Source organism: uncultured Brevundimonas sp., from assembly GCF_963977465.1.
Taxonomy (GTDB): Bacteria; Pseudomonadota; Alphaproteobacteria; order Caulobacterales; family Caulobacteraceae; genus Brevundimonas.
Genome location: NZ_CAXBOQ010000005.1, coordinates 242,414 through 263,477, shown reverse-complemented (window position 1 = coordinate 263,477; position 21,064 = coordinate 242,414). Strand labels below are relative to the sequence as shown.

Annotated in this window: 21 protein-coding genes; 16 read left to right on the top strand and 5 right to left on the bottom strand. The window is 67.3% G+C overall.

From position 1 onward, the window contains the following. Positions 1 to 57: 57 nt before the first annotated feature. Entirely contained in the window at positions 58 to 2,070 is a 2,013-nt protein-coding gene (locus AAC067_RS12405; RefSeq protein ID WP_339932965.1) for a TonB-dependent receptor, read from the top strand. A 136-nt stretch (positions 2,071 to 2,206) separates the two neighbouring features. Continuing rightward, on the top strand, positions 2,207 to 3,004 hold the full coding sequence (locus AAC067_RS12400; protein WP_339932963.1) for a SapC family protein: 798 nt from the start codon (positions 2,207 to 2,209) through the stop codon (positions 3,002 to 3,004). A gap of 121 nt (positions 3,005 to 3,125) precedes the next feature. Here AAC067_RS12400 and AAC067_RS12395 read toward each other — a convergent pair whose 3' ends face one another. The 3 genes from AAC067_RS12395 to AAC067_RS12385 form a co-directional block, all read right to left on the bottom strand. Next, positions 3,126 to 3,533, bottom strand: coding sequence for an acyl dehydratase (locus AAC067_RS12395; protein WP_339932961.1), 408 nt, complete (start codon positions 3,531 to 3,533; stop codon positions 3,126 to 3,128). A 14-nt stretch (positions 3,534 to 3,547) separates the two neighbouring features. After that, a complete protein-coding gene (locus tag AAC067_RS12390; protein ID WP_339932959.1) occupies positions 3,548 to 4,570 on the bottom strand; it encodes an NADP-dependent oxidoreductase in 1,023 nt (340 codons plus the stop codon). 297 nt (positions 4,571 to 4,867) lie between these two features. Then, positions 4,868 to 5,662: a response regulator gene (locus AAC067_RS12385; protein ID WP_339932957.1), complete on the bottom strand. Its 795-nt coding sequence runs from the start codon at positions 5,660 to 5,662 to the stop codon at positions 4,868 to 4,870. Positions 5,663 to 5,862: 200 nt separating this feature from the next. On the opposite strand from AAC067_RS12385, the gene AAC067_RS12380 reads away from it, so the two are divergent. The 5 genes from AAC067_RS12380 to AAC067_RS12360 all read left to right on the top strand — a co-directional run bounded on the left by AAC067_RS12380 (position 5,863) and on the right by AAC067_RS12360 (position 10,520). Then, positions 5,863 to 6,069, top strand: a complete 207-nt coding sequence (locus AAC067_RS12380) for a NepR family anti-sigma factor (RefSeq protein ID WP_339933201.1) — start codon at positions 5,863 to 5,865, stop codon at positions 6,067 to 6,069. 14 nt (positions 6,070 to 6,083) lie between these two features. Further along, a complete protein-coding gene (locus tag AAC067_RS12375) occupies positions 6,084 to 6,683 on the top strand; it encodes a sigma-70 family RNA polymerase sigma factor (RefSeq protein ID WP_339932955.1) in 600 nt (199 codons plus the stop codon). 3 nt (positions 6,684 to 6,686) lie between these two features. After that, entirely contained in the window at positions 6,687 to 8,456 is a 1,770-nt protein-coding gene (locus AAC067_RS12370; RefSeq protein ID WP_339932953.1) for a sensor histidine kinase, read from the top strand. Positions 8,457 to 8,496: 40 nt separating this feature from the next. Beyond that, entirely contained in the window at positions 8,497 to 8,634 is a 138-nt protein-coding gene (locus AAC067_RS12365; protein ID WP_300445021.1) for an entericidin EcnA/B family protein, read from the top strand. A 218-nt stretch (positions 8,635 to 8,852) separates the two neighbouring features. Continuing rightward, a complete protein-coding gene (locus AAC067_RS12360; protein WP_339932949.1) occupies positions 8,853 to 10,520 on the top strand; it encodes an MFS transporter in 1,668 nt (555 codons plus the stop codon). A 12-nt stretch (positions 10,521 to 10,532) separates the two neighbouring features. Here AAC067_RS12360 and AAC067_RS12355 read toward each other — a convergent pair whose 3' ends face one another. Together AAC067_RS12355 and AAC067_RS12350 are read right to left on the bottom strand one after the other, a co-directional pair. Then, on the bottom strand, positions 10,533 to 11,021 hold the full coding sequence (locus tag AAC067_RS12355; protein WP_339932947.1) for a hypothetical protein: 489 nt from the start codon (positions 11,019 to 11,021) through the stop codon (positions 10,533 to 10,535). A gap of 71 nt (positions 11,022 to 11,092) precedes the next feature. Continuing rightward, a complete protein-coding gene (locus AAC067_RS12350; RefSeq protein WP_339932945.1) occupies positions 11,093 to 11,569 on the bottom strand; it encodes an Lrp/AsnC family transcriptional regulator in 477 nt (158 codons plus the stop codon). Positions 11,570 to 11,715: 146 nt separating this feature from the next. Here AAC067_RS12350 and ald point away from each other — a divergent pair, with 146 nt between their 5' ends. The 9 genes from ald (at position 11,716) to AAC067_RS12305 (ending at position 20,974) form a co-directional block, all read left to right on the top strand. Then, complete coding sequence (ald, locus tag AAC067_RS12345) at positions 11,716 to 12,834, top strand: alanine dehydrogenase (RefSeq protein WP_339932943.1); 1,119 nt, start codon at positions 11,716 to 11,718, stop codon at positions 12,832 to 12,834. A gap of 104 nt (positions 12,835 to 12,938) precedes the next feature. Then, on the top strand, positions 12,939 to 13,991 hold the full coding sequence (gene obgE / locus AAC067_RS12340; protein ID WP_339932941.1) for a GTPase ObgE: 1,053 nt from the start codon (positions 12,939 to 12,941) through the stop codon (positions 13,989 to 13,991). A 17-nt stretch (positions 13,992 to 14,008) separates the two neighbouring features. Further along, positions 14,009 to 15,136: a glutamate 5-kinase gene (gene proB / locus AAC067_RS12335; RefSeq protein WP_339933199.1), complete on the top strand. Its 1,128-nt coding sequence runs from the start codon at positions 14,009 to 14,011 to the stop codon at positions 15,134 to 15,136. A 165-nt stretch (positions 15,137 to 15,301) separates the two neighbouring features. Next, positions 15,302 to 16,606, top strand: a complete 1,305-nt coding sequence (locus AAC067_RS12330; RefSeq protein ID WP_339932939.1) for a glutamate-5-semialdehyde dehydrogenase — start codon at positions 15,302 to 15,304, stop codon at positions 16,604 to 16,606. 102 nt (positions 16,607 to 16,708) lie between these two features. After that, positions 16,709 to 17,386, top strand: a complete 678-nt coding sequence (locus tag AAC067_RS12325) for a nicotinate-nucleotide adenylyltransferase (RefSeq protein WP_339932937.1) — start codon at positions 16,709 to 16,711, stop codon at positions 17,384 to 17,386. 117 nt (positions 17,387 to 17,503) lie between these two features. Next, on the top strand, positions 17,504 to 17,905 hold the full coding sequence (gene rsfS, locus AAC067_RS12320) for a ribosome silencing factor (protein WP_339932935.1): 402 nt from the start codon (positions 17,504 to 17,506) through the stop codon (positions 17,903 to 17,905). A 10-nt stretch (positions 17,906 to 17,915) separates the two neighbouring features. After that, on the top strand, positions 17,916 to 18,380 hold the full coding sequence (gene rlmH / locus AAC067_RS12315; protein ID WP_339932933.1) for a 23S rRNA (pseudouridine(1915)-N(3))-methyltransferase RlmH: 465 nt from the start codon (positions 17,916 to 17,918) through the stop codon (positions 18,378 to 18,380). Next, complete coding sequence (locus tag AAC067_RS12310) at positions 18,380 to 19,453, top strand: peptidoglycan DD-metalloendopeptidase family protein (protein WP_339932931.1); 1,074 nt, start codon at positions 18,380 to 18,382, stop codon at positions 19,451 to 19,453. Before rlmH ends, AAC067_RS12310 begins: the two co-directional genes overlap by 1 nt. Positions 19,454 to 19,609: 156 nt before the next feature. Then, a complete protein-coding gene (locus AAC067_RS12305) occupies positions 19,610 to 20,974 on the top strand; it encodes a S41 family peptidase (protein ID WP_339932929.1) in 1,365 nt (454 codons plus the stop codon). Positions 20,975 to 21,064: the final 90 nt, after the last annotated feature.

Genomic DNA, 21,064 nt, shown 5'->3' with positions numbered 1-21,064 from the left:
CTATTGTGATGTTATCTCATAACAGGAGACGTTCCCTCCCCGAGAGTCTCCATGCGTATGACCTGTTCCCCCCGGATTCTGCTGCTGACTGCCACCGGCTGGGCTGCCCTGTGTGGCACCGCCCTGGCGCAGACGCCGCCGGTCGCGGCACCGGAGACCCCGCAGGACACGGTCAGGCTGGAGGACGTGATCATCACCGGCACGCCATTCGGGGTCACCGACCGCGCCAGCCTGCTGGCGGTCGAGGTTCTGGGCGCGGAACAGCTGGCGGTGGCCCCGGCCGCGACGCTGGGCGATCTGGTCAACGGCCAGCCGGGCGTGCGCAGCTCCAGCTTCGCTCCCGGGGCCAGCCGGCCGGTGATCCGGGGCCTGTCCGGTCCGCGGGTCCAGGTACTGACCAACGGCCTGGGCCTGATCGACGCCAGTTCGGTATCGCCGGACCACCAGGTCGCGGTCGACCCGGCCGAGGCCAGTCGCATCGAGATCGTGCGCGGTCCGTCGACCCTGGTGTTCGGCGGTTCAGCCATCGGCGGGGTGGTCAACATCATCGACGAACGTGTGCCCACGACCCGGGCCGAGGACGGTTTCGATGGCCACGTCTCGACCCAGGTATCGAGCATCGACAACGGGCGCGGTGGCGGTGCCAGCCTGAAGGCCAACCTCGGCCCCATGGTCTTCACCATCGACGGCTACAGCCGTCAGAGCGACGACTACGGGATCGCCGGCCCGGCCATGTCGCAGCGCCTGTCCGATGCGCTGAGCGTGCCGCGCAGCGGGCCGTCGACCGTCGCCAACAGTGCCGCCGAAATCGATCAGGCCGGGGCCGGCCTGTCGTGGATCGGCGACGGCGGCTATTTCGGCGGTTCGGTGAAGACGACCCGTTCGACCTACGGCACCGTCGCCGAGCCCGACGTGACGATCCAGCTGGAACAAACCCGCTATGACGTGCGCGGCGAACACACGCTGGATACCGGCTGGTTCGACAAGGTCCGGCTGGGCGCGGCCTATGCCGACTATACCCACACCGAGTTCGAGGGTCCGGATCCCGGTACGCTCTTCTATTCCAGCGGTTATGAAGGTCGGCTGGAACTGATCCAGCGCGCCCGCGACGGCTGGCAGGGCGTGGTCGGGGTGCAGGTCCTGGACCGTGACTTCGACTCCGTCGGAACCGAGGCCTATGTGCCCCGCACGACGACCCGCGAACACGGCCTCTATACCGTGCAACGCCTCGACCGGGACGCCTTCGGCGTCGAGGGCGGTATCCGCTTCGACAGCCGTCGGGTCGAAAGCCCCACCATCGACCGGTCGTTCGACAATGTCTCGGCCTCGGCCGGCCTGTTTGTGCGCCCGTCGCAGCCGCTGTTCCTGGGCCTGACCATCGCTCGCAACGCCCGCGCGCCGAGCGAGGTGGAACTGTTCGCCGACGGGGCCCACATCGCCACGGCCGCCTACGAGCATGGCGACCCGACGTTCGACAGCGAGGTCGCCACCTCGATCGAGGGGACGATGCATTTCGCCTCCGGCCGGCTGACCGCCGACCTGCACGTCTATGCGGCCCGCTATGACGGCTTCATCGACCTGCGCCCGACCGGGATCGATGACGTCGATTCCGGCCTGCCCATCTTCAACTATGTCCAGACCAATGCCGATTTCCGCGGCTTCGAGGCCGAGGCCAGCTATGATCTCTGGGTCGACGGCGACCGCAGCCTGACCCTGTCCGGCACGGCGGACATGGTGCGGGCCCAGACTGACTTCGGTCCGGCCGCCCGCATCCCGCCGTGGTCTGCCGGTACCCGACTGGCCTGGTCGTCGCAGATCATCGATGCGGCCCTGGAAGTGCGCCATGTCGGCGAGCAGGCGCGGGTTCCGGCGTTTGAACTGCGGACCAGCAGCTATACGATGGTCAATCTGTCCGGGGCGCTGCATCCGTTCGCCGACCACAACCTCACGCTCTTCGGCGAGCTGCACAACGTGACCAATGTCGAGGCTCGCGAGCACGCCTCATTCCTCAAGGACATCGCCCCGTTGCCCGGCCGCAATTTGCGGGTTGGACTCACCTACCGTTTTTAGATTGAGCGCGCGGCCAGAACCCTTTTACGGGCGGGTATTTACCACGATGCTCGCCACCGGGGAGACCCCGTTTGCCGCCCGGGCATGTCTGGGTTAGAACCCGTCCTTCTTTCAATTCCGGGGCCTGATCGCGTCAATGACTGACACAACTGCAAATACCTCTGAAGAAGGGCTGGCCGGTAGCGTCCTGTTCTATGAGAAGCCCGAGCCGCTCTCGGCCGAACATCACGGCACGCTGGGCGTCGACCCGGTCGACCACCCCTATGCCTTCGTGGCCAAGAGCCATGTCGTGCCGCTGACCGTGACCGAGTTCGCGCCGGCCGCCCTGTCCTATCCGGTGATCTTCGTCGGCGAAACGCGCCAGCCCGTCGCGGTCATGGGCCTGCGCCCGACCGAGAACCTGTTCATCGAGCCGAACGGCGAGTTCCGCGCCGAGGCCTATATCCCGGGCTACGTTCGTCGCTATCCGTTCGTCTTCGCCAATGACGACGCACAGAAGCGCATGATCCTGTGCATCGATCGCGCCGCTGAATTCGTCAAGGAGGGCGGGGCCGCCAAGCTGTTCGAGGACGGCAAGCCGAGCGCCTACACGCAGCAGGCGATGGAGTTCTGCAACAATTTCGAACAGGAGCGGTTGCGGACCGAAGCGTTCGTCACCCTGCTCAAGGACCTGGATCTACTGGAAACGCGCGACGCGGTTTTCACACCCCGCAACGCCGACGGCACAGCCGGCGAGCCGCAGAAGCTGGCCGACTACTACGCTGTCTCGGAAGAGAAGCTGAAGACCCTCCCGGCCAAGAAGCTGGCCGAACTGCGCGACAACGGTGCCCTGGGCCAGATCTATGCCCACCTGGTGTCGCTGCTGGGCTGGGATCGTCTGATCGCCATGACCTTCCAGCGCGCGGCCAAGACGCCGGCTGCCGCCAACGCCTGAGACCGTGCCGCCGGTGCCCGGACCTGATCCGGAGCCGGCGTTACAGCCAAAATGACAGACGCCCCGTCCGGTTCGCCGGGCGGGGCGTTTTTCTGCGACCCGCCGCCTCAAAGATTTCGTCCTAGCGGCGGGCAAACAGGGCCCGCGTCAAACAGGAAAAGACCAGCCGGCCCGCCTCGTCCAGCAGATCGTGCTGGGCGATGACGATGCCCTTGTCGTCGCCGACCGGGTCCTTGCCCATGACGGTCATCCGGCCGCGCATCAGTTCACCCGAGGGCGGATTGCGCATGAAACGCAGGCCGTCGACGGCCAGCACCTTGCTCTGGGCCCAGCCGGCGGACTTGTCGGCCGCCAACCGGCTCCACAGCGCATAAACCATCGCGTCGGGCGCACCGTAGGCGGTGTCCCAGCCCGGTGCGAAACGCTCGACGAACAGGTCCATCGCCCCCTGATCCACTGCACAGGCTCCAAGCGGCACGACCTCGCCGACGGCCATGTCCTCATAATGGATGTGCAGCGGATCGCTCATCAGCCTGTCTCCGTTTAGCTGGCCGGTTCTTCGGAAACCCGGACCAGCAGCTTGCCGTCGTGATCGCCGGTGAACAGCCGGTTCAGCGAATCGACCGCTCCTTCCAGCCCGTCGTCGACGTGGACCTTCCATTTGATCGCGCCGTCGACCAGCCATGGCCCCATCTCGGCGACCATTTCCCGGGCGCGCGGCGCATAGTCGAGGACCAGGAAGCCCTGGACATTGAGACGATGGGTGATGATACGCGAGAAATTCGGTGAGGGGGGCATCTTGGTGGCGTTGTAGGCCGAGATCAGGCCGCAGACAGCCATGCGTGCATGGGGCTTCAGCCGGTTCCAGACCGCGATCATGATATCGCCGCCGACGTTCTCGAAATTGAGATCTATGCCGTCGGGCGCGAGGCGATCCAGCGCCTCGCCGACGTCCTCGTTCTTGTAATCGATGGCCGCGTCGAAGCCGAGCTCTTCGGTCAGCCAGCGGCATTTGTCCGAGCCACCGGCGATGCCGATGACCCGGGCCCCGCGCAATTTGGCGATCTGGCCGGCGATGGAGCCGACCGCTCCGGCTGCTGCCGAAATCACCAGGGTCTCACCGGCCTTGGCCTTGAGCACGTCGGTGACGCCGAAATAGGCGGTCATGCCGGTCATGCCGATGACCGAAAGATTGGCGGTCAGGGGCAGGCCGGCGGCGCGGTGGACCTGGCGCAGGCCCTGTTCGTGCACGGCGGCATAGTCGGCCCAGCCGCCCGAGACCGGCGAGACGATGTCACCCAGCCGGAACCGGTTTGACCGGCTCTGTTCGACCACGCCCAGGGTCAGGCCGCGCATCACGTCGCCGATACCGACCGCCGGCAGATAACCCTCGGCGTCGTTCATCCAGGTGCGGTTGGTCGGATCGAGCGACAGATAGATGGTGCGGACCAGCACCTCGTTTTCCTTCAGGTCCGGAATCGGGCTCTCGACCAGTTCCAGATCCCCGGCCTTGACCAGACCCTTGGGCCGCTGGCGGAGGACCCACTGACGGTTCACCTGCGTCATCACAGTTCTCCCTGTTCGCTCACGAGGCGATATGTTCAGCAGGCTGCATTGTGGCGAAGGCGGCACCCATGTCGAGGGCCGACGACCACCCGATCGGCAATCCAGCAAAGAAAAAGGACGAACCCTGTCGGGTTCGCCCAGTTGGCATCATCAAGAATGAGGTGCGGAGACGGGAGGCCGGCTTCCGCCGGCCCCAAGTTTGGGGGGCGTCGCCGTCTCCGCACGATTTCAATGTTCGGCCAGCGCGAAAGTTCCCGCGACAGGCGTAAATTCTGCCCCGATGAGCGCCGGTCCCGGTCAGGCGTCCGCAGCCTGGCGCGACGGATGGAAGAACAGGGCCTGGCTGATCGCCGCCTTGACGGTTTCCGGCTGGAACGGCTTGGTAATCAGGAAGGTCGGCTCGGGGCGTTCGCCGGTCAGCAGACGCTCGGGGAAGGCGGTGATGAAAATCACCGGCACATCGACCCGCTTCAGGATGTCCTTGACCGCATCGATGCCGGACGAACCGTCGGCCAGCTGGATATCGGCGAGAACCAGACCCGGACGATGACGGGCGACGGCGTCGACGGCCTCATCATGAGTGGTGGCGATGCCGGTGACCCGATGGCCCAGTTCGGTGACTAGGCTTTCAATGTCGGCAGAGATGATGGCCTCGTCCTCGATGATCAGGACGTCAGTGGCCAGTTCGGCGTCGATCTCGGCCTGGGCGTCGCTGATCAGACGCTCGACGTCATGCGCGTCGGAGCCGAGGACCTGGGCCGCCTCGGAGGGCGTGAAGCCTTCAAGGGCCGTGAGCAGGAAGGCCTGACGCGAGCGCGGTGCGATCCGCATCAGCCGCTGCGACGCGTCGTCGCCATTGTCCATGCCACTGCCGTCCTCCAGCCGGGCTCCGGTCGAGACCCAGATGGCATGGAACACATGGTACAGGGCGACCCGGGGCGACATCTCTGGCGGCAGCTGTCGCTCACCGGCCGCGAGCGCCTCCAGCGCCACCCGGACATAGTTGTCGCCGGTGGTCTGGTCGCCGGTAAGTGCGCGCGCGTAGCGGCGAACGTAGGGCAGATGCGGTGCCAGTCTGGCCAGTAGGCTCATTCGTAATCCCCGACAGTGTTGAGGCGCTTCGGCATTTCCAAAGCGCGACAGTTGATTGCAACGTATCCAATCGGCAACGGTTCCCAACTTCGCTCAGAAGCTTGAGCATTAATATACATCCATCTAGGAACTCCTTGGCAGGGCTGGCGTTGTCGGCATCCTGGAAGCAAATACATGTCTGGGTGGCGGCCGTTTATTCGATGAATGAAAATTCCAATCCTTCCCGGCGCAACCCGCCTTCAACGCAAGGCGAGGCGGGGCTGGAGGAGGCACGTCTTCGCCAGCAGGCGATCGGCGTCAAGCTGCGGCACATGTTTGACGAGGTCGTGAATGAACCTGTGCCCGACGAATTCCTCGATATCCTGCGGCGCGCTGACGAGAAATCGTCGGGCGGTAGCGGCGCATGAGCGGATCCGGCCCGATGTCCGCCCCCCCCAAACCGCCCTCGGCCGACGATCCTGCCTTCAAACGGGAACTCGTCTCGCTGATCCCGCACCTGCGCGCTTTCGCCCGCACGCTGGCCGGTGATCCGACCGCGGCCGACGACCTGGCCCAGGACGCCATGATGAAGGCCTGGGACGCGCGCGCCAGCTATCAGATGGGCACGAACATGAAGGCCTGGACCTTCATGATCCTGCGCAATCAGTTCTATTCCGAGAAGCGCCGTTCCTGGCGCCAGTCCCAGCTTGACCAGGAGGCCGCCGAACGCACGCTGGTCGCCGTCGACGACCCCGAGGCCCCGGTGGCGCTCGACGAGTTGCGCCTGGCCTTGGCCACCCTGCCGGAGGAGCAGCGCGAGGCGCTGATTCTCGTCGGGGCCGGCGGCTTCGCCTACGAAGAAGCCGCCGCGATCTGCCAGTGCGCGGTCGGCACGGTGAAGAGCCGGGTCAGCCGGGCCCGCAAGGCCCTGCAGGCGACCCTGGAGCGCGGCGGCTACGCCCGTGACGGACGGTCCGCCGGCGATGCCATGCGCTCCATCCTGGCGGATGCTGATCGCCTGAGCGGCGCCCGGCAAGGCTAGGCGATGGTCAGGCTGGGGCGCTCGCTAGGCCAGGGAGCCTCGGCCCGACCGTTCCAGGGCATCCGTTTCCGCATCGGCATGGCCATGGCGCTGGCCCTGCTGCCAATCCTGCTGCTCGGCGTATTCCAGGCCCAGTCCGATTTCCGCGACCAGGCCGAGGCGCGACGCTCGGACCTGCAGCTGGCAGCCGAACGCAGCGCGGCCGGTGCCAAGTCGCGCCTCGACAGCACCGCCGTTCTGCTCCAGGCGTTGCGTCCGGAATCCCTGCAATTCTTCTGCGAACCCCGCCTGACGGTTCTCGTCGACCGGCTCGAGAGCCTCGATGGACTGGCCCGGATCAGTGCGACCGGTCAGCAGGTGTGCGCCTCGCGCGCCGCCACCCCCAATGCCGATCGGGGTGCCGCGGTGCGCAACAGCGACTGGTTCAAGCGGCTGCGTGCCGGCGAGTCCATGGTGCTGGCCCGGGCCCCGGGATCGACAACCGCCGAGCCGAATCTGATCGTCGCCATTCGGCTGGAGCGGCCCATGGGCACGTTCGACGGTGCCATGATCGCCATGATCCCGTTGTCGAGCCTGCAGCCGGACACCGCCGACCGCGCCCTGCCCGAGGGGTCAGAGGCGGCCCTGACCGACGGCGAGGGCAATATCCTGACCGCGACCGACACCGGGGCCTTCGCCCTCGGCGGGGGCGAGTCGCTGCAGGGCTGGGTCAAACGCGCCCGTGACGGATCCTCAGCGGTGTTCGCGGGCGACGACCTGCAGGGACGGAACCGGGACTATGCCGGGGCGGCCCTGGCGGGACGGGACGTCTACGTCGTCCTGTCGGCCCCCGCGCCTGGCCTGCTGTCCTGGGCCCGACTCAATCCGGTCGGTGTGCTGATCCTGCCGCTGGCCGCCTGGCTGACCGCCTTCGCCGCAGTGATGCTGGTGTCCGAACGGATCATCATCCGCTGGCTGGATTATCTGGAGCGGGTGGCGGCCATCTATGCACGAGGCCGGTTCTCGGTGCGTCCCCTGCAGGCGGTCAACGCGCCGTCGGAAATCCGCCTGCTGGCCTCGACCCTCGATACCCTGGCCGAGACCATCATCGCCCGCGACAAGGCCCTGACCGACTCCCTGTCGGAGAAGGACGCGCTGATGCGCGAGATCCATCACCGGGTGAAGAACAACCTGCAGATCATTTCGTCCCTGCTGTCGATGCAGCAGCGGGCCCTGACCGACGGCCCCGCCCGGGCGGCGGTGGGCGATACCCGCCAGCGGATCTCTGCCCTGGCCCTGATCTATCGCACCCTCTACCAGAGCGACGATCTGCGCTACGCTGACGCCCGTATCTTCCTGAACGACCTCGTCGGCCAGCTTGTGGCCAGCGGAACCGGGCACGGCCCGGTGATCACCAGTTCGGTCGAGGCCGACTCCCTGGTCGTGGATCCGGACAAACTGGCACCTCTGGCCCTGTGGCTGGTCGAGGCGGTGACCAACGCCCAGAAACACGCCTTCGCCGGGCGCGGCGGCGACCTCAAGGTCCGCTTCCACGTCCGGGGCGACTCCAGTGTGCTCGAGGTCGAGGACGACGGCCCCGGCGTCGACGAAACCCGGCAGGCCGGCGTGGGACGCACCCTGATGGGGGCCTTTGCCAAACAGCTGCGCGGCACCGCAGAAATCGTGCCCTCCCCTACCGGCGGCTCCATTGCCCGGATGGTGTTTGCCACCCCCGAGGCCGTCACGCCGGTCGATCCGTCCGACCTGGGAACCCCGCGCCCGTCACGGCGTTGATTTCCGGCAAGAGGCCAGTGGGTCTTTCAGGAGTCATTTTATGCGCAAGCTTTTCATTCTTTTCGCCGCCGCCGCCGCCATGACCACCGCCGCCTGCAACACGATTGCCGGGGTCGGTGAAGATGCCCAGGCTGCCGGTACCGCCGTCGAAAACTGTGCCGAAGGCCGTTCCTGCTAGGGACGCTTCGCCAGCCCAACAACTGCCCGGTCACGCATCGTCCCTGACGACGCGACCGGTTCAAGAGAGCCCCGCCGGTCCCCCTGCCGGCGGGGTTTTCTACGTCCTGCCGCCGACCGGCGTTCCGGCTCTTGCGCCGGCGGGACGGAGGGTTAGCATCCGTCGCACAGGCATCCGCCAGACGATGCCGTCGAAACGACACTCCGGGGGGACGATTGATGACCACAGACGGAACCGCGACGGCCGGTAAAACCGCGCCGAACCTGCGCACGGTGGTGGTGGCCTCGGCCGCCGGCACCGCCTTCGAGTGGTATGACTTCTTTATCTTCGGTTCGCTGGCCACCGTCATCGCCCGGCATTTTTACGCCGACGTCGGCGAGGCCACCGGCTACATCCTGGCCCTGCTGACCTTCGGGGTCGGCTTTGTCGTGCGGCCGCTCGGCGCGCTCGTGTTCGGCTGGTTCGGCGACAAGACCGGGCGCAAGACCACCTTTCTCGTCACCATCACCCTGATGGGCGTGGCGACCGTGGCGATCGGTCTTCTGCCCGGTTATGCCAGCATCGGTATCGCCGCGCCGATCCTACTGCTGTTGATGCGGGTGCTGCAGGGCTTCGCCCTGGGTGGGGAATATGGCGGAGCCGCCATCTATGTCGCCGAACACGCACCGCGGAAGCGGCGCGGTGCCCTGACCGGCTGGATCCAGACCACCGCCGCCTTCGGCCTGATCGGGGCGCTGGTCGTCATTCTGGTGACCCGGGCCATCGTCGGCACAGAGGCTTTCGACGACTGGGGCTGGCGCATTCCGTTCGTGATCTCGGCTCTGCTGCTGGGCGTGTCGCTGTGGATCCGGTTGAAGCTGAACGAGAGCCCGGCCTATGTGCAGATGGAGGCCGAGGGCGGCGCGCGCCGGGCCCCGTATCGTGAAGCCTTCATGACGTGGAAGAACGGCCGCTTCGTGCTGATCGCCCTGTTCGGCATCATGGTGGCCCAGGGGGCTGTCTGGTACTGCGGCTATTTCTACACCCGGTTTTTCATGGAGCGGGTGCTGCGGGTCGATGTCGCTCTCGTCGACCAACTGGTGCTGGCCATCACCGTGGCCTCGGCCGGCCTGTATGTCTTCTTCGGCTGGCTGTCGGACAGGGTGGGGCGCAAGCCGGTGATGCTGTTCGGCATGATCCTGGCTCTGGTCGCCTTCTTCCCCGGTTTCCACGCCCTGACCCGCGCCGCCAACCCGGCCCTGGCCGAGGCCCAGATCAGCGCGCCGGTGACCGTGGTCGCCGACCCCGCCACCTGTGCGGTGCAGTTCGACCCGATCGGCAAGACCGCCTTCGCCTCGTCGTGCGACATGGCCAAGGGGGTGCTGGCCAATGCGGGCATCTCCTATGACAATGCCGACGCCCCCGCCGGCAGCCTGTCAGTCGTGCGCATCGGCGACGTCACGATCGCCTCGGTCGACGGAACCGGTCTGGACAAGGCGGCCCTGACGGCGGCCCGCACCGATGTCGAGGGTCGCGTCCATGCCGCCCTGGTTGCCGCCGGCTATCCCGAAAAGGCGGATCGGGAGCGGATGAACCTGCCGCTGGTGTTCGGGATATTGATGATCTTCATGATCGCCGCGACCGCCCTGTACGGGCCGCAGGCGGCGGCCCTGGTCGAACTGTTCCCGACCCGGGTGCGCTATACGGCGATGAGCCTGCCCTACAATATCGGCACCGGATGGGTCGGCGGCCTGCTGCCGGCGGCCAGTTTCGCCCTGGTGGCCTGGTCGGGGAATATCTATTTCGGCCTGTGGTATTCCATCGTCTTCACGGCCATCGCCGTGGTCGTGGCCTGGATCTGGCTGCCCGAGACCCGCGGCCGGGACCTGACCACCATCGGAGACTGACGGGCGGGGCGGTCAAGCAAAGGCCCAGACCGCTCGGCCTTCGGCATCGTCGGACCGGGGCGGCTTGCGACGGGGACGGCGCACGGCCCGGATCGAACGACCGATGCCGGCCCGCCGGGAAAGCAGTCCGGTCCTGATCGCCTGGATTCGCTGAACGGCCCGCGCCCGTATCGGGGCGAGCCGCGTATTGGCCGCGATCAGACTGACCGCAGCCAGAACCTCGACATAGGCCAGAACGTCGCCCGCCATCAGCAGGGCCAGTTCCAGCGGCAGGACCTGGATCAGCAGCGTCGCCCCCGCCACGATGACCATCGTGCGCGCAACGTGACCCGACACGGCCTCCATAATCCACTTCATGACCCGCGTCCGCGTCGGCTCATGTGCAGCGCAGGCCAAACACAGACCGGACAGAAACAGCGGCAGCAGCGGCGCACCGCCCGCGGCAAGGCCGGGCGCGGCGGCCAGTCCCGCCAGCAGGCCAAGCCCCAGCCACACGATCATTTGTCGGTAATCCATCTGTCCCCCGGCGGTCCGCCTACCGACATGGGCAACCGAGGGGTCCGGGACAAGATTTACTCGGGCACCGCCCCACGTTTGACCACGGTGCGCATGGCCACGCTGGACGAGACCCGGGTGACGCCGGGGATGCGCGTCAGCTCGCGCGAATGGACACGCTCCAGATCGTCGACGTCGCGCACCACCAGTCGCAGCAGATAGTCCGAACCGCCGGTCATCAGATAGCATTCGACCACCGCCGGTACGGTGGCGACGGCGGTCTCGAACGCCGTCAGCATGGCCTCCGACTGGGACGACAGGGTCACGGTGACGAAGACGCTGATCGGCAGGCCGACCGCCCGCTCGTTGATGATGGCGGCGTAGCGACTGATGACCCCGGCGCTCTCCAGCGCCCGCAACCGGCGCAGGCAGGCGCTCTCGGACAGATTCACGATACGGGCCAAGTCGGTGTTGGTGATACGGCCATCCTCCTGAAGGGCGCGGATCATTCGGCGGTCGGTGTCATCCAGGGTGACGGCAGAAATAGTCTTCAATTTCGGCATTCCTTCGCAGATTCCACGAATGTACGGTGTTCACGCGATAAAAAGAACAGGAACCTGCGCGCCATAGGACGATAGTGTGTCGCCTGAAACGTGACCGTCCGGCACTGGACGCGCGTGTCCAACCAGAGGAAACGATCATGCGCGTCGGCGTCCCCACCGAGATCAAGAACAATGAACACCGGATCGGCCTGACGCCGACCGCGGTGCGTGAATACGTCGCCCACGGCCACGCCGTCTCGGTCCAGCAGGGGGCGGGCCTTGGGGCCGGTTTCACCGACGCCGACTACAAGAAGGCCGGTGCCAAGATCGTCGCCACCGCCGCCGAGATCTTTGCCGGCAACGACATGATCGTGAAGGTCAAGGAGCCGCAGAAGGTCGAGTGGGAGATGCTCCGCGAGGACCAGATCCTGTTCACCTACCTGCACCTCGCCCCCGACCCGGCCCAGACCAAGGGTCTGCTGGCTTCGAAATGCGCCGCCATTGCCTATGAGACCGTGACCGACGCCAAGGGCGGCCTGCCGCTGCTGGCCCCCATGTCCGAAGTCGCCGGCCGCATCGCCGTGTTCTCGGCCGCCGAGACCCTGCTGAAGCACAACGGCGGCATGGGCCTGCTGTTCTGTGGCGTCCCCGGCGTGGCCCCGGCCCGCGTGCTGGTGCTGGGCGGCGGCGTCGTCGGCCTGAACGCGGCGCGCATGGCCATGGGCCTGGGGGCCGAGGTGGTGGTGCTGGAACGCTCGATCCCGCGCATGGCCTATATCGACGAGGTCACCCAGGGTCGCGTCATCACCCGCTATTCCTCGATCAACGCGATCGACGAGGAGATGGTCAAGGCCGACGTGATCATCGGGGCCGTGCTGGTCCCGGGGGCCTCGGCCCCCAAGCTGATCAAGCGGGAAGACCTGAAGGCGATGAAGAACGGCTCGGTGCTGGTCGACGTGGCCATCGACCAGGGCGGCTGTTTCGAGACCTCGAAGGCCACCACCCACGAGGACCCGACCTATGTCATCGACGGCGTGGTCCACTATTGCGTCGCCAACATGCCGGGCGCGGCCCCGCGCACCAGTTCGGAAGCCCTGAACAACGCGACCCTGCCGTTCGGCCTGGCCCTGGCCAACCATGGGCTGGAAGCGCTGAAGAAGGACCCGCATCTGGCGCGCGGCCTGAATGTGCTGAAGGGCGAGATCACCTATCCGGCCGTGGCCGAGGCCCTGGACATGCCCTGGTCCGACCCGTTCGGGGTATGGCCGCAGGGCTAGGCCCTCCCGGTCTCCCGCCCCGGGTCGGGGCGGGAGACCCCCTTGCGGACGGCCTGCCCGTAACCTGCCTGTAAATTGCCTCGCAGTTGCGGCATAAGCCGCGCATGAAGTTTCTCGATCAGGCCAAGATCTATATTCGTTCCGGCAACGGGGGCGCGGGCTCCGTCTCGTTCCGGCGCGAGAAATTCATTCCCAACGGCGGTCCCGACGGCGGTGACGGTGGCAATGGCGGCAGTGTCTGGATCGAGGCCGTCGAGGGCCTGAACACCCTGATCGACTATCGCTATCAGCAGCATTTCAAGGCCCCGACCGGCACCCACGGCCAGGGCCGGCAGATGCACGGGGCCAAGGGCGAGGACCTGGTGCTCAAGGTCCCGGTCGGCACCCAGGTGCTGGATGACGACAAGGAAACCGTCCTGCTGGACATGGACGAGGTCGGCAAGAGTGAATGCCTGTTGCGCGGCGGCAACGGCGGCTGGGGCAACACCCGGTTCAAGGGCCCGGTCAACCAGGCCCCGCGCCACGCCAATCCGGGCCAGGAGGGCCAGGAACGCTGGATCTGGCTGCGGCTGAAGCTGATCGCCGACATCGGCCTGGCCGGACTGCCCAATGCCGGCAAGTCGACCTTCCTGGCCGCCGCCTCGGAGGCCCGGCCCAAGATCGCCGACTATCCGTTCACCACACTGGTGCCCAATCTGGGCATGGTCGACCTTTCGCCGTCCGAACGGTTCGTCATCGCCGACATCCCCGGCCTGATCGCCGGGGCCAGTGACGGTGCGGGTCTGGGCACCCGCTTCCTCGGCCATGTCGAGCGCAGTGCCTCGCTGATCCATCTGGTCGACGGCACCCAGGACGATGTCGCCGCGGCCTGGCAGATCATCCGCACCGAGCTGGACGCCTATGGCGAGGGCCTGGCCGAAAAGAACGAGATCCTGGCGCTGAACAAGATCGACGCCCTGACCCCGGAAATGCGCGAACAGAAGGCCGATGAGCTGGAGGCCGTCGCCGGTCGCCGACCCATGCTGGTCTCGGGCGTATCCGGCGAAGGGGTCACCGAACTGCTGCGCGCCGCCTGGGCCGAGGTTCGCAAGACCCGCGGCGAGATCGATTCACTGGGCGACGTCATTGTCGCCGCGCCTGAGGAGTGGGCCCCTTGACCCTGTCTGATCCGCCGCTGGCCGCCACCGCCATCGCCGCCGCCGACCGCATCGTGGTCAAGATCGGCTCATCCCTGCTGGTCGACAAGAAGACCAATGCGGTCGACATGGTGCGTCTCAAGGGTCTGGCCGCCGACATCGCCGGCTGGAAGGCCGAAGGCAAGCAGGTGATGGTGGTCTCGTCCGGGGCCGTGGCCCTCGGCCGTCGCCGTCTCGGCTCCAAGGCCCGCGGAGCCGGCCTCGACAAGAAACAGGCTTCGGCCGCCGCCGGACAGTCAATGCTGATGCACGCCTGGGAGTCGGTGTTCGATCCGTACGACATCATCACCGCCCAGATCCTGCTGACGCGGGACGACACCGAGACCCGCCGTCGCTGGCTCAACGCCCGCGCCACGGTCGGGGCCCTGCTCGACATGGGGGCCGTGCCGATTCTCAACGAGAACGACACCGTCGTCACCGAACAGATCAAATATGGCGACAATGACCGGCTGGCGGCCCGGGTGGCGCAGATGATCAGCGCCGACCTGCTGATCCTGCTGTCCGACGTCGACGGCCTGTACACCGCCGATCCGCGCGTCGATCCGGATGCGACCCACATCCCCTATATTGATGTCCTGACGCCCGAGATCGAGGCGATGGCCACCGGGGCCAATGCCGATGCCGGCGTCGGCACCGGCGGCATGGCGACCAAGCTGATGGCCGCGCGCATCGCCGCCGAGGCCGGTTGCGCGACCCTGATCGCCGCAGGCCGACCCAAGGCCAAGGGGTCACTGACGCTGGAAGAAGGGCGCAAATGCACGCTGATCGCCGCCTCGACCACGGTGAAGGCGGCCTACAAGCAGTGGATCGGCGGTTCGCTGGCGACGCGCGGTGAACTGGTGGTCGACAAGGGCTGCGCCCGGGCCCTGGCGCGCGGCAAGTCCCTGCTGGCCGTCGGTGTGCAGTCGGCGACCGGCGATTTCGGCAAGGGCGACCCGGTCGAAATCCTCGACGAAAAGGGCGTCGAGATCGCCCGCGGCCTGGTGCGTTTCGACGCCAACGATCTGTCGAAAATCATCGGCATCCGCTCGGCAGGACTTAAGGCCGCCCTGGGCTATGAGGCCGGACCGGAGGTCGTGCACACGGCTGATCTGGCCCTGCGCTAGACCATTTTTGTTTCAGGTCGAACCGACCTGAATCCAAAAAATGGTCCAGATTCTAGCCGGAGAGAAATCTGAGCCGAGTTGGACTTTGTCCAACTCAACCGATTTCTCTCCAGGGCGTTCAACCCTTGAATTCGGGGCAAAAGAGACAACCTTAGAGGCATGACAATGACACAGATCGCCGCCGCCGCCACCGCCCCGACCCCGCCCGAAGACGCCCTCGCCGCCGAAATGTCCGCCATGGGGCAGAAGGCCCGCAAGGCCGCCCGCGCCCTGGCCCTGGCCGGGCCCGAGGTTCGCACCCGCGCCATCGCCGGCATGGCCAAGGCCCTGCGCAAGCGGGCCGATCAGGTGCTGGCCGCCAATGCCGCCGACCTGGACGCCGCCAAGACCAAGGGTATGGCCACGGCCATGATGGACCGGCTGGCACTGGACGCAACCCGTCTGGACGGGGTCATCGGGGCGCTGGAATCGATCGCCGCCATTCCCGATCCCGTCGGGGTCGAAACCGCGCGCTGGACGCCCGAGAACGGGCTCGATATCGCCCGGGTCCGCACCCCGATCGGGGTGCTGGCCATCATCTACGAGAGCCGCCCCAACGTCACCGCCGATGCCGCCGCCCTGGCCGTGCGGGCCGGCAATGCCGTGATCCTGCGTGGCGGGTCCGAATGCCTGCGCTCCAACCTGGCGATCCACGCCGCCCTCGTCGAAGGACTGGAGGGAGCCGGCCTGTCGCCCGACACGGTGCAGATCGTCACCACGCGCGACCGCGCCGCCGTCGGCCACATCCTGACCGGACTGGACGGGTCGATCGACCTGTTGATCCCACGCGGCGGACGCTCGCTGGTCGAGCGGGTCAAGGCCGACGCCCGGGTATCGGTGCTGGGCCATCTGGAAGGCGTCAACCACGTCTATGTCCACGAAAGCGCCGATCCGGCCACGGCCCGCGCCATCGCCGTCAACGCCAAGATGCGCCGCGTCTCGGTGTGCGGTGCGGCCGAGACCCTGCTGATCGACAAGGCCGTCGCCGACAGTCTGCTGCCGCTGATCGCCGCCGACCTGACCGCCGCCGGCTGTGAGCTGCGTGGCGACGAAGCGACCCGCGCCCTGGTGCCGGATGCGATTGCCGCCAGCGAGGCGGACTGGAGCACCGAGTTTCTGGCGGCCATCATCGCCATCCGGGTCGTCGATGACATCGACGCGGCCCTAGACCATGTGGCGCGCTTCGGCTCGGGCCACACGGAATCAATCATCGCCACCGACGACAAGGCCATCGAACGTTTTCTGGCCGAGGCCGATGCAGGCATCATCCTGGCCAATGCCTCGACCCAGTTCGCCGACGGCGGCGAGTTCGGCTTCGGCGGCGAGATCGGCATCTCGACCGACCGGCTGCACGCCCGTGGCCCGGTCGGTGCCGAGCAGCTGACCAGCTTCAAATATGCCATCCGCGGCAAGGGCCAGACCCGGCCCTGAACCCGGCCTTCCCGGCAATGACGGGGAGACGAAGATAGAGGCGCGACAGGGGGGCGGGCGCGTGTTAGCTCATCTGTGAGCATAAGTCCGCGCGAGCCCGCCTTGTCCTTCTTTCATGCCGGTCCGGCCGCACAGGCCTTCGGTCCCCGTCCGGGGGCGCTGAGAGACGGGCTCAACCTGGCTCCGGGCATGCGCGTCGGACTGTTCGGCGGGTCGTTCAACCCGGCCCACGACGGCCACGCCCACGTCGCCGAAACCGCCATGCGGCGGCTTGATCTCGACCGCGTCATCTGGATGGTGTCGAAGCAAAATCCCCTGAAGGACAGCGCCGACACCGCCCCGCTGGCCGAGCGCATGGCCTCGGCCCGGGCCGCGGCGGCCACGGCGGCCTCAGGCCACGCGATGGTGGTCTCGGACGTCGAAAGCCGCATCCGCACCGGCTGGACCGTCGACACATTGCGCGCCCTGTCCGCCCGACATCCGGGCGTTCATTTTGTCTGGTTGATGGGATCGGACAACCTGGCCACCTTCCACCTGTGGCGGGGCTGGACCGACATCATGCGACTGATGCCGGTGGCGGTGATCGCCCGTCCGGGCAGCCTGCTGAACAGCCGCACCGCCCCGGCGGCGCGGCGCTTCGCCGCGTTTCGGCTGCCGGCCGAACAGGCGCGTCTGCTGGCAACCGCCACGACCCCGGCCTGGACCTATCTGCCGGCCCCGCTGAACCCGCGATCCTCGACCGCGATCCGGGCCGAACGCCTGCAGTTGCCGACCGCGTGACGGCGGCCGCGGTTCGTGCTAGAAGGCCCCTTTATTGAACCTCCCCGGAGCCCTCCGCTGACCCCCTCGCCCGCGCACGATGCGCAAGACAGCGCCACCTCGAACGCGGCGCATGAGATGGACCCGATCGAATCCATCCATTCCGAAGACGGTCTGCAGGCTCCCCTTCCCGTCGGCTCGACTCCCCTGGAACAGGCAATCCTGTCCAGGCTCGACGAGGACAAGGCCCAAGACATTGTTCTGATCGACCTCAAGGGCAAGAGCCCGATGGCCGACACCATGATCGTCGCCTCCGGGCGATCGCACCGGCACGTCGGTGCCCTGGCCGACCACCTCCAGCGCACGGTCAAGGAATTCGGGCTCGGCAAGGCCAAGATCGAGGGCATGCCGCATTGCGACTGGGTGCTGATCGATGCCGGTGACGTCATCGTCCACCTGTTCCGGCCCGAGGTACGGACCTTCTACAACATCGAGAAGATCTGGTCGGTCGACAGCGGTCACCGCGTCTCCTCCACCTGAGTTCATCTGAATGAAGCTGGCCATCCTCGCGATCGGCAAGCCCGGACGCGGGCCGGAGGCGACTCTGGCCGCCGACTATGCCGACCGCGCCAGTCTGGCCGGGCGCGCCCTCGGTCTGGGACCGATGGAGCTGGTCGATCTGGAACCGCGCAAGGCCGGCAAGGCCTCCGAGGCCGAGCTGATCCTCAAGGCCGCCGAGGGCTCCCATCTGATCGCCTGCGATGAACGCGGCCGCACCTGGCACTCACGCGCCTTCGCCGACCATGTCGCCGAGCTTCGCGATCGCGGCGAGCGACGACTGGTGTTCGCCATCGGCGGGGCCGACGGCCTTGACCGCAGCGTGCTGGACGCCGCCGCCTCGACCCTGGCCTTCGGGCCCCAGACCTGGCCCCACGCCCTGGCCCGGGCCATGCTGGCCGAACAGCTGTATCGGGCCGTGACCATCCTGGCGGGTTCGCCCTATCATCGCGACTGATGCGTCGCGCCCTCATCCTCACTGTCCTCGGCTTGATCGTCGCCGCCCCGGCCGTCAGCCAGCCCGCGCCCGTCGGTGAGGTGCCACGCCTGCAGGCCGAATTCCGCGACGAACAGGCCCGCGCCCGCCGCCTGCGCGCCGAGGCCGCCGAGGCCGCAGCCGAAATCACCGATCTGGACCGCCAACTGACCCGATTGCGGACGACCGTCGACACCGACGACCGTCAGATCGCCGCCCAGCGGACCCGACTGCGCGAACTGGGCACGCGGGAAGCCGCCCTGACCGCCGACCTGTCGCGCGTCCGGGGGCGGCAGTCGCGCCTGCTGTCGGCCCTGCAGATGATGAGTCGTCGCCCGCCGCCGCCACTGCTGATCCCGGCGTCGCGTGCGACCGACACGGTGCGGGCCGCCATCCTGCTCAAGGCCATGGCTCCCGAGATGCGGGCCCGGGTCCAGGTCCTGACCGACCAGCAGACCGAAATCGCCCGGGTACGGCGGCTGGCGGTTTTGTCCAGCGAACGACTGTTCACCGTCGAGAGTGCCCAGGGCGACCGCCGGGCCGAGATCGAGAGCCTGTCGGCCCGCAAGCGCGCCCTGCAGGCCATATTGCGCAGCGAGGCCCAGCAGGCCGAACGCGCGGCCGGTGTATTGCAGGCCCGCATCCGCAGTCTCGGCGGGGTCGTCCCGACCGGCGAACCCGAATCGGTCAGTCGCACAGCACGGCTGCCGGCCGGGAGGAGCCGGCTGACCGCTCCGGTCAGTGGCCGTCCGTCCGAACGCTTCGGTGCCGGAAGTGACGGCTGGCGCTGGCGGGCCGACAGTGCCGAGGTGGCGGCCCCCGCCACCGGTCGGATCGCCTATGCCGGCCCGCTGGACGACTGGGGTCAGGTGGTCATCCTCGACCTGGGTCCGGGCTGGCGCGCGGTAGTAGCCGGGCTCGAGGACCTGTCGGTGACGACCGGGGACCGGGTCAGCGACGGCCAGACCCTGGGGCGCAGCGGCGAGAACGGCGAGGTCTATTTCGGTCTGAGGCGCGACGAACGGTCAATCGATCCGGCCCCCTGGCTGCAATGACCGGGACGGCTCAGGTCCGGGGCAGGCGAAACCGCTTCCCAACGGGCGATGACGCTGATTTTATCGCCCTTAACCCGACACGGCCACGATTTGGTCGCGACGACATCGCTTGTGAGTGACGAACGGGCCATCGCAGGCCCACTGGATAAAGACCGAATGCGTAAATTGCTTCTCGTCGGCTGTGCCGTTCTCACCCTGGTGGGTGTCAGCGCCGCGACCGTGTCCCAGACCCCGCGCAACGAAACCTTCCGGATGGTCGAGCTGTTCGGCGACGTTCTGGCCCTGACCGAGCAGGCCTATGTGGTGCCGGTCGACAACAAGAAGCTGATTGAAGCGGCCCTGGCCGGCATGATGACGGCGCTGGACCCCCACTCCAACTATTTGCCGCCCGCCGGCTACGGCGACCTACGCGAGCGCACCGAGGGCCAGTATTCCGGCGTCGGCCTGACCATCACCTCCGAGGGCGGACTGGTGAAGATCATCTCGCCGATGGATGACGGACCGGCTGCCCGCGCCGGTGTCCAGGCGGGGGATGTGATCCAGTCGATCAACGGCCAGAACGCGGCCGGCCTGACTGTGACCCAGGTGTCGGAAAAGCTGCGCGGAGCCATCGGCACCTCGGTCGACGTCACCTTCCTGCGCGACGGCGAAGACCCGCTCGAGGTCACGTTGACCCGCGAGGTCATCAAGGTGGAATCGGTCACCGGCCGGGTCGAGGGTGATTTCGGCTATCTGCGGATCGCCACCTTCAACGAAAATACCGGGCGCGAACTGACCGAGACCATTTCGCGCCTCAAACGCGAGAATCCGGCCCTGAAGGGCTATGTCCTGGACCTGCGCAACAACGGCGGCGGTCTGCTGACCGCGGCCATCGACGTGTCGGACGCCTTCCTCGAGCGCGGCGAGATCGTCAGCCAGCGCGGGCGCAAGCCGGACCAGATCGAACGCTATGCCGCCCGTCCGGGCGACCTGACCGGCGGTCTGCCGGTGGTGGTGCTGATCAACTACGGCTCGGCCTCGGCCTCGGAAATCGTCGCCGGGGCGCTGAAGGACCAGGAGCGGGCCACGCTGGTCGGCCTGACCAGCTTCGGCAAGGGATCGGTCCAGACCGTGATCCCGCTGCGCGGCGGCGCGGACGGGGCGCTGTCGATCACGACGGCGCGCTACTTCACGCCGTCGGGACGCTCGATCCAGAAGATCGGCATCGAACCCGACCTTGAAGTGGCCCGCTCGGCCGCCGAGGCGCGGATCGTGTCGCGTTCCAGCTTCATCTATTCCGAAGCCGCCTATGCCACGGCGCTGGACGCCTCGATCGGGGCCGAACGCAAGGGGGCCCACACGCCCTATGAAGCGCCCGGCGAAGACTTCGACGAGGACACCGACTACCAGCTGCAGCGGGCCTTTGACGTGCTGCGGGCCGGTGGGCATCTGGACCGTCTGGCGGCCGCGCCGGCCGGGGTCGTGGTCACCCTGCCCGCCGGAGCGGCCGGTGCCGTCACCGCAGCGGCCCCGTCCGACTGAGCCGCGACCGCATGGTGAACGCCGCGTTAGGGTTTCTTAACCGGCGTCAGGCACTCTGACTCGCGATGAGGACCGTGCGCACGGTCCCTG

Excerpts from the sequence above, each read along its gene's own strand:
- AAC067_RS12390 (WP_339932959.1), bottom strand. The coding sequence starts at position 4,570 with ATGACGCAGGTGAACCGTCAGTGGGTCCTCCGCCAGCGGCCCAAGGGT.
- AAC067_RS12395 (WP_339932961.1), bottom strand. The coding sequence starts at position 3,533 with ATGAGCGATCCGCTGCACATCCATTATGAGGACATGGCCGTCGGCGAG.
- AAC067_RS12365 (WP_300445021.1), top strand. The coding sequence starts at position 8,497 with ATGCGCAAGCTTTTCATTCTTTTCGCCGCCGCCGCCGCCATGACCACC.
- AAC067_RS12400 (WP_339932963.1), top strand. The coding sequence starts at position 2,207 with ATGACTGACACAACTGCAAATACCTCTGAAGAAGGGCTGGCCGGTAGC.
- AAC067_RS12360 (WP_339932949.1), top strand. The coding sequence starts at position 8,853 with ATGACCACAGACGGAACCGCGACGGCCGGTAAAACCGCGCCGAACCTG.
- obgE (WP_339932941.1), top strand. The coding sequence starts at position 12,939 with ATGAAGTTTCTCGATCAGGCCAAGATCTATATTCGTTCCGGCAACGGG.
- AAC067_RS12380 (WP_339933201.1), top strand. The coding sequence starts at position 5,863 with ATGAATGAAAATTCCAATCCTTCCCGGCGCAACCCGCCTTCAACGCAA.
- AAC067_RS12355 (WP_339932947.1), bottom strand. The coding sequence starts at position 11,021 with ATGATCGTGTGGCTGGGGCTTGGCCTGCTGGCGGGACTGGCCGCCGCG.
- AAC067_RS12375 (WP_339932955.1), top strand. The coding sequence starts at position 6,084 with ATGTCCGCCCCCCCCAAACCGCCCTCGGCCGACGATCCTGCCTTCAAA.
- AAC067_RS12305 (WP_339932929.1), top strand. The coding sequence starts at position 19,610 with ATGCGTAAATTGCTTCTCGTCGGCTGTGCCGTTCTCACCCTGGTGGGT.
- AAC067_RS12385 (WP_339932957.1), bottom strand. The coding sequence starts at position 5,662 with ATGAGCCTACTGGCCAGACTGGCACCGCATCTGCCCTACGTTCGCCGC.
- rsfS (WP_339932935.1), top strand. The coding sequence starts at position 17,504 with ATGGACCCGATCGAATCCATCCATTCCGAAGACGGTCTGCAGGCTCCC.
- AAC067_RS12370 (WP_339932953.1), top strand. The coding sequence starts at position 6,687 with ATGGTCAGGCTGGGGCGCTCGCTAGGCCAGGGAGCCTCGGCCCGACCG.
- AAC067_RS12310 (WP_339932931.1), top strand. The coding sequence starts at position 18,380 with ATGCGTCGCGCCCTCATCCTCACTGTCCTCGGCTTGATCGTCGCCGCC.
- AAC067_RS12330 (WP_339932939.1), top strand. The coding sequence starts at position 15,302 with ATGACACAGATCGCCGCCGCCGCCACCGCCCCGACCCCGCCCGAAGAC.
- ald (WP_339932943.1), top strand. The coding sequence starts at position 11,716 with ATGCGCGTCGGCGTCCCCACCGAGATCAAGAACAATGAACACCGGATC.
- AAC067_RS12405 (WP_339932965.1), top strand. The coding sequence starts at position 58 with ATGACCTGTTCCCCCCGGATTCTGCTGCTGACTGCCACCGGCTGGGCT.
- rlmH (WP_339932933.1), top strand. The coding sequence starts at position 17,916 with ATGAAGCTGGCCATCCTCGCGATCGGCAAGCCCGGACGCGGGCCGGAG.